The organism is Fervidobacterium gondwanense DSM 13020 (genome assembly GCF_900143265.1).
Lineage (GTDB): Bacteria > Thermotogota > Thermotogae > Thermotogales > Fervidobacteriaceae > Fervidobacterium > Fervidobacterium gondwanense.
The window spans coordinates 1-12,129 of sequence record NZ_FRDJ01000005.1 but is presented as its reverse complement, the minus strand read 5'-3'; the positions used below and the strand labels follow the sequence as shown (position 1 = coordinate 12,129).

The window sequence follows — 12,129 nt, the reverse complement described above, 5'->3', positions numbered from 1 at the left end:
TCGGGAAATGTTGCGAATCGTTGTGTCCAGTTAACGCACAAATATATTTACTTCGCTTTAAAGTCGGATAGTATCTCGATGTTAAGGTCTATGATAGTAACCTGATTCCGATAAGATATCTTTGAAAAATAATACCCATCGGAATTCCTTGTAAGCGGAATGGGAGCGGTTATTAAAGTTTCTTGGAATGGTTCGCCGGGGATTATGCAGTAGAATGGAAACATTTGGCTTATCATCCAGCCAAGTTTCTTATCGTTCACGACAACAATGACCGTGCCGTGATTTTCAAAAGAACGTAGTTTCTTTATATCGAAGGAGTTGACGTGGTTTATATAATTTCCATGATGGTATAAAACAGAGTTGCTGTTATCGAGCTCGGTTAGAAGAATGTGTTTGTTTTGGAAACTTCTTTCAAAAGCTCTCAAAATTTTCAAATCTTCCTTTGAAAAATTCTTCCCAACGATAACATCCGCTGACTTAAGTTCAACGGAAAAGTTGCCTATTACATCTTTGAGACCTTTTCCATCGTAATGTATTATTGCAACAGTTAGAAATTTTCTCGGCACTCTTCTTGAAAAAGCTAACTTTCGCAAGTTCCTTAGAAATTTCTTAAAGTAATCACTGAGTATGTTCAAACCTTTATCACTTCCCTTGAGACGTTGTAATCCTGCTTCCTATTATATCATCAAATATATCATCAAACTTCGGGAGATTTTGAAAATCAGAACTTATAACCCGTTCTTGAGTTATGTAATCGATTACATTTTGCAGTTGAAATTCAAGAAAAAATTAGATATATGCAGTATTGCATATTTCTCGAAATATAAAGATGAAAATCGTCAATATTCGGAATTTTTTAGGGGTTAATTTTCACAAGTATATTGTGATATATTACCAATGTAATCGATTACATTAAAGACATGCAACATATAGATTTAGGGGTGTTCTTATGGACATCAAAGAATTGGCGAATTTATGTGGAGTTTCAGTTGCAACTGTATCAAGAGTTTTCAATGAGCCTGAGAAGGTAAGAGAATCTACAAGAGAACTGGTGCTTTCGATGGCGAAGAAGTATGGATATTCTCCTCATTCAGTTGCGAAATCTCTTCGCAAGAGATTCACTGGGCTTTTCTTACTTGCAGTTCTGAGTGAAGTTGAGAGAGTTTTTGAAGATTCGTACACTTCTAAGTTCCTCAAAGGCGCTGTCGGATATTTCTCAGAGAACAATCTAAAGCTGGTGGTTGACGTTGTCAACCCAAACAAAACGAATGTTATTGAGTACTACAGAAGCCTTGTGCTCTCTAAAATGATAGATGGAGTTATATTGATGGATTTGAAGGACGATGACGAGCGTGTTGAATTGTTAAATGAGTTGCAGTTTCCTTATGTATGCGTTGGACGGAACAATAGGAACAATTTCATCTATGTCGATTCTGATAACTACAACGGAGGTTACATAGCAGCAGAACACTTCTTGTCTCTTAGGAGAAAAAAGTTGTTGTTTGTAGGAGGTGATCCAACTCTCCCGTTTGAAAGGGATAGAAGGAATGGTTTCTTTGATGGTTGTAAAGGACACGGCGACATAACAATAGTTGAGGAATACGGATATTATGATGAAAAGAAAGTAAAAGAGATACTTGAGATTTATCAGGGAAAATTTGATGGAATTTTCTGCACATCTGATGTTATGGCGTATGCAGCACTGAGATTCTGTGAAAGGAACGGGATAGATGTTCCAATTGTTGGTTTCGACAATATACATCTTTCAGAGATCGCGAACCTGACAACCGTAGACCAGCACATAGAAGTTGTCGGTACTAAGGCAGCTGAGAAGCTCTACAGATTATCAAGAGGACAAAAGGTAGATTCAGAGCTAATTAGCACAGAGTTAATTGTTCGTGGAACCAAGAGGTTCCTTATTCCATAACTATTCTGAAAAGGAGGGTTTAGTATGAGGAAGTTACTCGTGGTACTTTTGACGGTTTTGACAACACTTTCGATCTTCGCAGCATCGAAGATCACTATCAGTGGTTGGCCCGGCAACCCAATCGAAGAGGGAGCTATCAAAAAGGCAGTTGATACTTTCAACACAACGGTAGGAAAACAGAAAGGTATCGAAGTCGTTTGGGAACCTATCGCTGGAGATTACAAGCAAGTTCTTATGACAAGACTTTCCGGTGGAACAGGACCAGATATCTTCTACGTTGATGTTTATGTTTTCGAAGAACTAGCAAAGGCAAACGTGCTTTTGCCACTTGACACATATGTCAAGAGAGACAATTTCGACCTCAACGACTTCTACACATCGCTTGTCGATGCTTTCAAGTACCAGAACAGACTATACGGAATTGCGAAAGACTTCTCGACGTTGGCAGTTTGGTTCAACAAAGAGATATTCGATAAATACAAAGTCCCACATCTCACCAACGATGAGACATGGGACTCCTTCCTCAAGAAACTCCAACAGCTAAAAGCAGCAGGTTACGAAACCCCTCTGGCTCTCGCACCAGATTTTAACAGGGTCATACCATTTATTATAAGCTTCGGTGGAAGACTTGTAAAGCCAGACCTCTCAACAGCTCTTGGAGAACCAAATTCAAAGAAAGCACTGCAATTCTACATTGACCTCGTAACAAAACACAAGGTTGCGAAAGAACCATCAGCACTTGGTTCAGGATGGCTTGGTGAAGCTATAGCAACAGAAAAATGTGCAGTTGTTATGGAAGGTCCATGGACAATAGGCTTCATGAAAGGCTCATTCCCAGATACGTTCAAGAAGATGGGCATCGTTGAAATGCCGAAAGGTATCAAGAAGGCAACGATGATTTACACAGTAGCGTGGTCAATCAACAGAGCAACTCCAAACAAAGATGCAGCATGGGAAGTTTTGAAGTTCCTCGTTACGGAAGGTCAACAGATATTCGTTGACGGCGCAGGTGTGCTTGCGTCAAGAAAATCAATCGCGGCGAAAGATACAGATCCAGTAAAGAAAGTCTTCTACAAAGGTGCCGAATACGGTGTGCCTTGGAAAGTTCCAACACCAACCGGATTGTTCGCAACAGCAAACGATCAGATTAACTCACTCCTTAAAGACCTCTTCTACTCAAAGATAACAGTTGATGATGCAGTAAAGACGATAGAAACAAACTACAACAAATGGATAGGCAAGTAACTTCCTTGGACAATTTAAAAAGAGGGAGGCGCCTGCCTCCCCTTTATTAAAAACATTCTGGGGGTCTTAGCCGTGAAGTACAGGACAAAAGAAGCTATTGTGGGTTATCTGTTTTCTCTGCCAGTAATATTAACAGTTCTTGTGTTCACAATATATCCAATAATCGCTGCATTCTATTATAGCTTGACAGATTACCAGCCTCTAGAAGCGAGAAAGTTCACATATGTTTTTAATCCGTACGATGCACTCGAGATTCATACAGGTGTTTTGCGTGAAGAAGCGAAAAGTTATTCGGTTGATGAACTTCTGAACTACTTCGACCCCGTTACATTTGTTGAAATCGACGTTGGTGTTAAGTTGAGTGATGAAGAGAAAGAATTGATAAAGAAAAACTTGGATTCACTTAATCTGCTGGCTGACTACAGAGAAGGACGCTTGCCTAAGGAAATTAAAATCTCAGACTTCATGAGGCGCTACATGAGAAATGATTCTAATCGCTTTACGCGATACAGACCGAAGTTTGTCGGAATCCAAAATTTCAAAGACATGTTTAAGGATATGTACTTTTACACATCCTTTTGGAATGCATTTCTATATTCAATCATCGTAGTTCCAATCCAAACTTTGCTTGCAATAATTCTTGCCGTTGCGGCAAATTCTAAGATACGGGGCGTTAACTTCTTCAAGTCCGTTTTCTTCTTGCCGGCGATAACTTCTTCAGCGGCGCTTTCAATGATTTTCTGGCTCATTTACTCAAAGCCGGGAATTTTGAACAAAATACTTCTTTCGCTTTTTGGAAGATTTAAATTTGAGCCGATAGATTACCTCAATGAACCGAATATAGCACTCTTTGCGATAATGGCGATGAACATATGGTCTACAGCAGGCTACTTCATGGTCACATTCCTTGCCGGATTGCAAGATATTCCATCAAGTATCTATGAAGCAGCGAAAATTGACGGTGCGAACGGTTGGCAAACTTTCTGGAAGATCACAGTTCCGCTGTTGAGACCTCAAATAGTCTTCGTTTCCATAATGGGAACAATAGGATGTATGCAGGTATTCGACCAGATATATTTCCTGATAAGAAATTTAAGAAACATAACGATTTCGTTCTACATATACAAAAATGCATTTGAATACGGAAAGATGGGCTATGCATCAGCTCTTGCGGTTGTGCTCTTTGCTGTGATTTTGACGCTTTCGCTGATTCAAAGAAAAGTCATCAAAGAAGAATACTGATATTTCGGGATGGGCGGTGAGTCTATGGACAGTAGAAATGACAAGAAGAATATATCAATCGTAGTATCATACGTTGTACTTATAGCATACGCAATAGCTACGCTCTTCCCATTTACTTGGGCTATCCTTGTTTCACTTACGCCAATTACATACTTTGATGAAAGCGGAAATGAAAAGGGCGTAAATATCTTTGATTGGCCACCGAAAATAAGACTCTTCCCAAAACCATCTGCGTTTGGTGCGCCACTTACGTTTCAGAATTACAAGTTGATCTTCGAAGTTGTTCCGCTTTACAGAAAGTGGCTGTGGAATACCATAGTCTACGCTGGGCTCTTGACGATGGGAAATATACTGCTAAATTCTCTTGGTGGTTATGCGTTCGCTCGGTTGAATTTTCCGCTTAAAAACTTCTGGTTCACGATGTTCCTTGCAACAATGATGGTCCCAGGGCAAGTAACGCTTATTCCTCAGTACAACTTGCTTGTCAAATACGGTTTGGTGAACACTTACACTGGACTCTTCCTTCCAAAGCTCACAAACATATTTGGCTTGTTCTTGATGAGGCAATTTTTCTTAAACTTTCCAAAAGAACTTGAAGAAGCTGCTAGGATAGATGGTTCGGGTATTTTGAGAACATACTTCAAGATAGTTTTACCGAACGCACTCCCAGCTGTCAGTGCACTTGCCATTTACACGTTCCTCGGAGCCTGGAACGACTTTCAGTGGCCATTGATAATACTCAGCAGGAAAGAGATGTACACACTTACTCTCGGATTGAACTTCTTCAAAACATCTTACTACACTTACTGGCAATACATGATGGCTGCATCGATATTCATGACTATACCGATGATAATAATATTCCTCTCATTCCAGAGGTACTTCATCGAAACAGGAAAAGCGGTAGCTGTGAAGGGATAAAGATAAGAAAATTCTATTAAGGAGGACGAGGCATGAGACCTAAGGCTTGTATCTTTGATCTCGATGGTGTTATCGTCGATACCGCAAAGTATCATTACCTTGCTTGGAAAAGATTAGCGAAAGAACTCGGATTTGAATTTACGGAAAAAGACAACGAAAGATTGAAAGGTGTAAGCCGAATGGAGTCGCTTGAAATTTTACTCTCAGTTGGTGGGATTAAGATCGAAGACCAAAAATTGAAAGAACAGTTATCCGACAAGAAGAACAATTGGTATGTCGAATACATCAGTCAGATGACAAAAGACGAGATACTTCCAGGTGTCGAGGAGTTCTTGAGAAAATTGAAAAACGCCGGAATTAAGATTGCTATCGGTTCTGCAAGTAAGAACACAATGACAATACTCAGAAGAATCGAACTTGTTGATCTTTTCGACTCGATAATCGATGGTACTAAGATCACGAAAGCCAAACCAGACCCAGAGGTATTCCTGAAAGCAGCCGAGGAACTCAATGTTGATCCAAAAGATTGTTGTGTCTTTGAAGATGCGGTAGCCGGAATAGAGGCGGCGAAGAGGGCAGGAATGAAAGTGATAGGCGTTGGTGATCACGAGATACTTAAGGATGCTGATAGGGTTATAACCTCGTTCGTGGGTCATGGAATAGAGCTTGTTGAATTCTGACTTGAATTCTGAGTTTACGGAGGGAAGTGTGATGTGGACAGTGCGTAGAGAGAAATACTTGCCAGAAGAAAACCTCGTTTACGAAACCATCTTCACATTGGCAAACGGCTATCTAAGTTTACGCGGTACAGAAGAATTTTCAAGCAGAGCAATGAGAGGCACATATGTTGCCGGTATCTTTGATAAACACCACGCACAGGTTACCGAGCTTGTTAACCTTCCAGACCCTCTTAGGTTTGCTATATACGTTGACAATGAGCCGCTGAGTCTTGATTATTCAAATTTGAAAAAGTATGAACGAACACTCGACATGGAGAATGGCTTGCTTAACTCTTTGTATGAGTTTGAAGTTAATGAGAAGACGATACTCGTAGAATCTCAAAGATTCGTAAGCAGAGCCAACCTCCATCGCTTTGGTGTTAGATATAAAATTACGCCAAAGTTTAACGGGAAAATTGTAGTTGAAAGCTGTATCGATGCAAACACATATAACGGATATCTTGACCCAATAAACAAAGTGCAGCATTACGAAATACTCGATTCAAAGGACCTCGAACCAGGAATAATTGTTCTTGTGAAAACACACGATAAAGGGCACAACATAGCAATCGCAACTTACATTTCTGGAAAATATGAAGATGGAGAAAACGCTTTGAAGTTCAGAAAGTTTAGAAAAATTGGCGACAATCCTCAAGAGAGCTACACGATATTTGTAAAGGAAAATCAGTCGATAATTATTGAGAAATTCGGAAGCATTTACACATCGTTAGATGTTGAAATTGAAAATCTTGTAGAAAGGACAGTTTGTGAATTAGAAAGTTTTCTAAAAGACACCTTCGATAAAGAACTGGACATACATGCTAAGATTGTACAAAAAACTTGGGATGATATGGACATAGTGATTGAAGGAGATGAAACCGCGCAAGTTGGAATACGATTCAACCTCTTCCACCTTTACCAGTGCGCTCCTGACAATCCAAAGGTAAGCATAGGTGCAAGGGGTTTGCATGGTGAAGGTTATAAGGGACACGTTTTCTGGGACACTGAAATATTTATGTTCCCGTTTTTCCTTTACACGCTGCCTGAATATGCAAAGAATTTGCTCCTTTACAGGTACAACACACTTCCTGGTGCGAGAAGAAATGCACAGATGAACGGGTTCAAAGGTGCCCAGTTCCCGTGGGAATCAGCCGACGAAGGGCTTGAGGTTACGCCAAAGTGGGGTGAAGATTACCTTGGAAATCCTGTGAGAATCTGGACTGGCGACGAAGAATTTCACATAAATTCAGACATAGCTGTTGCGTTAGTGCACTACCACACAGTGACCAAAGATGATCAATTCATGGTCGACTACGGTGTTGAGATGCTACTTGAAACCGGCAAATTCTGGGAATCGAGGCTTGAGTACAATGAAAAAGAAGACAGGTATGAAATAAAGAGGGTAATAGGACCAGATGAATTTCACGAACACGTTGACAACAACGTTTATACAAACTACCTTGCGAAATGGAATTTGTTGAAAGCAGTTGAATACTATAATTGGATAAGGGAAAAATCTCCCGTAAAGTTTGAAAAACTAAAAACGCTTCTCGGATTGACTGATGAAGAAGTAAACAGCTGGGTAGAGAAGGCAGAAAAAATATACATTCCTCGAAAACCTGGTGAGAAACTGATAGAACAATTTGAAGGATACTTCAAGTTGGAGGATATCGAAATCACTGAATGGGATGAAAACGGATTACCAAAGTGGCCCAAAGGACTTGATTTGACTAAACTCGGTGAAACGCAGTTAATCAAACAGCCTGATGTTGTCATGCTTATGTTGGTCTTGCCAGAAGAATTTACATTTGAAGAGATGAAAGTGAATTATGAATATTACGAAAAAAGGACGATGCACAAGTCATCCTTGAGCCCATCAATGTATTCTATAATGGGACTTAAAGTTGGGGATACACATAATGCCTACAGATACTTCTTAAAAACAGTGCTTGTTGATTTGGAAGACAACCAGGGCAACACGAACAACGGTTTCCACGCAGCATCCGCTGGTGGAGCATGGCAATCAGTTGTGTACGGATTTGCAGGCATGGAATTGGAAAAAGATGGTTCTCTCAAATTCAACCCATGGCTACCAGAACACTGGAAATCTTTGAGTTTCAAGATACATTACGCTGGAAAACCAATTAAAGTGAGCATCACAAAAGAAAAAATCGCATTCGAATCCGAGACAGAGCTTGAAGTTGAAGTAAAGGGCAGAAAGTATAAAATAAATTGTGGAAAAACAGAGGTTCAATTGGTATGAAAAAGAGAAAACGGCTAAGGTTGATACCTTAGCCGTTTTGTTAATTTATACACCAGATCACTTATTGCTGTACAACCAAAATCCTTCCAAAAGCGTATTTTCTTGCCGAGAGTAAAGACAAAGGACGCCTATCAACTTTATTTTGGTGTATCCCGTCGGACATCTCAGCGGAATCCCAAACCCATATATTTCCGTATTTATCGATTCCTTCGAATATAACAACGTGGTCAAACACCGTGTCTTCATTCATGTCAAAGAAAATGAGGTCACCTTTCTTTAAATCTTTCAACTCCTTTATGGGCTTTGTGTTGTACCTGTACATATTGTCTGCCGTAACGTCATACACTAAGGAATTCTTGTAAACGAATCTCTTGTACCCTAACTGATTTAATAAGTAAATAATTAATCCACTGCAGTCTAAACCGAGCTCGGAGGTTCCGCCCCAAACGTATGGAACCGCCCTCAGTTTATACAGTTTCGAAAACATTTTTTCTATCTCAGAGCTTGTAAGCTCTCGTGTTGTAAAGCCGAAATACATTCCACTGATTACGAGAAGTAAAAATACCAAAAGAATTTTCCGCATCACTATTTCTTCTCCTCCTTGCATCATCTCAGAAAATTATAACATACCAATTCAACATTAGAAAGATTGAAAACTTCAGAATGTTGAAAAGAAAGCAGATATGGTATAATCTAAATTAAGTATCTTGAGCAAATGAATTGAAAAACAAGGAGGCATTGGGTATGGAGTGGGTGTACATAAAAGATTTAAAAGGATACATCGACCAGGAAGTTGAGTTGAGAGGCTGGGTAAGGCGTAAAAGGTCAAGTGGTAAGATTTTGTTTATAGAAATGCGCGATGGGACAGGATTTGTTCAGGTTGTAGCTGAAAAGAGCACAATTGGCGATGAGAATTTTGAGAGTGCCGATAAACTCAGGCTTGAATCATCTTTCATCGTAAAGGGAAAAGTCAGAAAAGACGAGCGTGCGCCATCTGGCGTTGAAATACTTGCTACGGAAATCATTCCAGTTCAGATACCGCAAGAAGACTTTCCAATCCAGAAACCGGACCACAGCATAGAGTACTTGATGGAACACAGACATCTCTGGCTTAGGGCCAAAAGACAGTTCCACATACTAAGGATAAGAGATGCTGTGATAAAGGCTATTAGAAAATTCTACTGGGAAAGGGATTTCGTGCAGATCGATACACCTATATTTACCGGAGCAATTGGCGAAACTGCAGGTAACTTGTTCGAAGTTGACTACTTTGACTATGGGAAAGTCTACCTTGCGCAAACAGGTCAGCTTTACTTAGAGGCAGCATGTATGGCACTCGGAAAAGTGTTTAACCTCGGACCAACGTTCAGAGCTGAAAAATCAAAGACGAGAAGGCATTTGATAGAGTTCTGGATGAACGAAGCGGAAGTTGCCTACTACGAACACGAAGATAACGTCAGGCTCCAAGAAGATCTGGTTTACTACATAGTCCAATACGTGCTGAACAACGTATACGACGACCTTGTAGCGATTGGCAGGGATGTTTCAAAACTTGAAAAGGTTCAAAAACCATTCCCGAGAATGACTTACACGGAAGCTGTTAACTTCTTGCAAAAGCAGGGATTTGACATAAAATGGGGCGATGACTTTGGAGGAGACGAAGAAACAGTCTTGGCAAAACAATTCGACAGCCCATTGTTTGTAACACATTACCCAAGACAGGCAAAGGCATTTTACATGCAACCTGATCCAGAAAATCCGCAGGTTGTTCTCTGCGATGACCTACTTGCACCGGAAGGCTATGGTGAGATAGTCGGTGCATCGCAACGTATACATGACTACGATCTAATGGTTGAAAGATTGAAAGAACATAACCTGCCAGTTGAAAAATACGACTGGTACCTCGACTTAAGGAATTTCGGCTCAGTTCCGCACAGCGGATTTGGACTTGGTGTGGAGAGAACAATAGCATGGATTGCAGGCCTTGAACACATAAGAGAAGCCATTCCGTTCGCAAGAACGCTCTACAGAGTGCATCCGTAATTTTCGAAGCAGTTTTAAATAACTGATTGGGAGGCATATGCGCCTCCCTTTTTATAAAGACTTTTGACAAGGAGCGAAGAACATGATTTGGTGGGTATTAATCGTATTTTTTGCAGGTTTCTTTGTAGGGAAATTCATAAATACAAAATGGATAGGAAAATATAAAGTGATAATGCTTCTTACAATGACCTTGTTGTTCTCTCTCGGACTTAAAATTGGGAGTAACGATGAACTTTTCAGCAAAATTGATTCAATAATATTTTTCGGACTATTAATCGCACTTGCAGGTGGGGCGGGGAGTTTCTTGGTTGGTTACATTATTGAGAGGGTGGTGAATAAAAAATGAGCATCTTAATGTTGATTGGATCTGTTGTTATTGGACTGATAGTTGGACGTCTTACTCGTACTCAATTACCGGGAAATACTGTTGACATTGTTCTTTATTCACTTGTATTCTTGGTAGGTTTGGATTTAAGTAAGGAGAAGATAGAGAAGAGGTTTTTGAAAGATATTATAGGAAGCATAATTTCAACGATTGTAGGTACCCTTTCATTTGTATTAGTATTGTCCTTCTTCCTACCGTTGAAACAGCTTGAAACTATAGTTGCTGCCTCAGGATTTGGATGGTACAGTCTGTCTGCTGTCCTCATAACAAATTCATACAGTGCGTATATAGGAAGTATATCGTTCTTTGCAAATGTGCTGAGGGAATTAATTGCAATAGTTATCTCTCCGTTTGGACTAAAATTTTCTCGCTACGGAACAATATCTGTTGCAGGGGCAACGTCTATGGATACTCTTCTTGGAATTATCGCAACTTATAGCGACAGAGAGACAGCTCTTGTTTCCTTCGGACATGGGTTTGTTATTTCCCTGCTCGTTCCAGTTTTTGTGAACATATTCTTGAAATTCCTAATCTAATTCACACTCCCATATTATTTTAGCGTATTTTAGTCACTATCGAAACGCCTGAGAGATAGGCATGCTGTGGTTGTTTGTAACAGAAAGTGGTAAGGAGTCGTTACGGAATGAGGCTTTACAGTTAACGCAAGATGGTGTAGAATGAATCTCGCCGTCTGACAGAAGGCAGACGGAAGGCAAAAAAGAAAAAAGACAGTTGACAAAACAAAGAGGATATGGTAAATTAAGAAACGCTTGAGGAAAGCAAGCGGAAGAAAGTACGGGTCTTGACAAAATTGAAGGACTGTGGTAAATTAACAAAGCGCCGAGCGACGACACGAAGAAGGTAAGGGAAAGCCCGGTCATTGAAATACGAATAGCAGCCACCGAAAAAAGATAAGCTTGGGTTGAACCTGACAAGGGTTAGCTTGGAGGGTTTGATCCTGGCTCAGGGTGAACGCTGGCGGCGTGCCTAACACATGCAAGTCGAGCGGTGCGGCTGGAAGCTTTGGCGGAAGGCTGCATAGCGGCGGACGGGTGCGTAACACGTAGGAACGTGCCCCCTGGAGGCGGATAGCCGTGGGAAACTGCGGGTAAACCGCCGTAGACTCGGGAGAGTAAAGGCCGAAAGGTGCCAGGGGAGCGGCCTGCGGCCCATCAGGTAGTTGGTAGGGTAACGGCCTACCAAGCCGACGACGGGTAGCCGGTCTGAGAGGATGGCCGGCCACAAGGGCACTGAGACACGGGCCCTACTCCTACGGGAGGCAGCAGTGGGGGATTTTGGACAATGGGCGAAAGCCTGATCCAGCGACGCCGCGTGGAGGACGAAGCCCTTCGGGGTGTAAACTCCTTTTCTCAGGGAAAAAAGC

11 protein-coding genes and 1 rRNA gene are annotated in these 12,129 nt (G+C 40.9%); 10 read left to right on the top strand and 2 right to left on the bottom strand.

Annotated features, from left to right (window positions below; all coding sequences use genetic code 11):
• Nucleotides 1–47: 47 nt before the first annotated feature.
• Nucleotides 48–635: a hypothetical protein gene (locus BUA11_RS05470; protein WP_072759229.1), complete on the bottom strand. Its 588-nt coding sequence runs from the start codon at nucleotides 633–635 to the stop codon at nucleotides 48–50.
• Between the two features lie 314 nt (nucleotides 636–949).
• Between BUA11_RS05470 and BUA11_RS05465 the strand changes: the two genes are divergently transcribed.
• The 6 genes from BUA11_RS05465 (at nucleotide 950) to BUA11_RS05440 (ending at nucleotide 8,317) form a co-directional block, all read left to right on the top strand.
• The gene (locus BUA11_RS05465) at nucleotides 950–1,927 is read left to right on the top strand and encodes a LacI family DNA-binding transcriptional regulator (RefSeq protein WP_072759226.1); all 978 of its coding nucleotides are present in this window, start codon (nucleotides 950–952) and stop codon (nucleotides 1,925–1,927) included.
• Between the two features lie 24 nt (nucleotides 1,928–1,951).
• Nucleotides 1,952–3,172 (top strand): ABC transporter substrate-binding protein, encoded by a 1,221-nt coding sequence (locus tag BUA11_RS05460; protein ID WP_072759224.1) that lies wholly within the window; start codon nucleotides 1,952–1,954, stop codon nucleotides 3,170–3,172.
• Nucleotides 3,173–3,244: 72 nt separating this feature from the next.
• Complete coding sequence (locus tag BUA11_RS05455) at nucleotides 3,245–4,414, top strand: carbohydrate ABC transporter permease (protein WP_072759222.1); 1,170 nt, start codon at nucleotides 3,245–3,247, stop codon at nucleotides 4,412–4,414.
• 24 nt (nucleotides 4,415–4,438) lie between these two features.
• Nucleotides 4,439–5,335, top strand: coding sequence for a carbohydrate ABC transporter permease (locus BUA11_RS05450; protein WP_072759220.1), 897 nt, complete (start codon nucleotides 4,439–4,441; stop codon nucleotides 5,333–5,335).
• A gap of 32 nt (nucleotides 5,336–5,367) precedes the next feature.
• Nucleotides 5,368–6,015: a beta-phosphoglucomutase gene (gene pgmB / locus BUA11_RS05445; RefSeq protein WP_072759218.1), complete on the top strand. Its 648-nt coding sequence runs from the start codon at nucleotides 5,368–5,370 to the stop codon at nucleotides 6,013–6,015.
• 31 nt (nucleotides 6,016–6,046) lie between these two features.
• Nucleotides 6,047–8,317: a glycoside hydrolase family 65 protein gene (locus tag BUA11_RS05440; protein ID WP_072759216.1), complete on the top strand. Its 2,271-nt coding sequence runs from the start codon at nucleotides 6,047–6,049 to the stop codon at nucleotides 8,315–8,317.
• A gap of 61 nt (nucleotides 8,318–8,378) precedes the next feature.
• Here the strand turns inward: BUA11_RS05440 and BUA11_RS05435 are convergent, their stop codons facing one another.
• Nucleotides 8,379–8,900 (bottom strand): C40 family peptidase, encoded by a 522-nt coding sequence (locus BUA11_RS05435; RefSeq protein WP_072759431.1) that lies wholly within the window; start codon nucleotides 8,898–8,900, stop codon nucleotides 8,379–8,381.
• A gap of 161 nt (nucleotides 8,901–9,061) precedes the next feature.
• Here BUA11_RS05435 and asnS point away from each other — a divergent pair, with 161 nt between their 5' ends.
• From asnS to BUA11_RS05415, 4 genes are all read left to right on the top strand, one after another.
• A complete protein-coding gene (gene asnS, locus BUA11_RS05430) occupies nucleotides 9,062–10,360 on the top strand; it encodes an asparagine--tRNA ligase (protein ID WP_072759214.1) in 1,299 nt (432 codons plus the stop codon).
• An 82-nt stretch (nucleotides 10,361–10,442) separates the two neighbouring features.
• The gene (locus BUA11_RS05425; protein WP_072759212.1) at nucleotides 10,443–10,706 is read left to right on the top strand and encodes a LysO family transporter; all 264 of its coding nucleotides are present in this window, start codon (nucleotides 10,443–10,445) and stop codon (nucleotides 10,704–10,706) included.
• Nucleotides 10,703–11,281 (top strand): LysO family transporter, encoded by a 579-nt coding sequence (locus BUA11_RS05420; protein ID WP_072759205.1) that lies wholly within the window; start codon nucleotides 10,703–10,705, stop codon nucleotides 11,279–11,281. The genes BUA11_RS05425 and BUA11_RS05420 overlap by 4 nt, the downstream gene beginning before the upstream one ends.
• A gap of 404 nt (nucleotides 11,282–11,685) precedes the next feature.
• Nucleotides 11,686–12,129, top strand: a 16S ribosomal RNA gene (locus BUA11_RS05415); the annotation flags it as partial.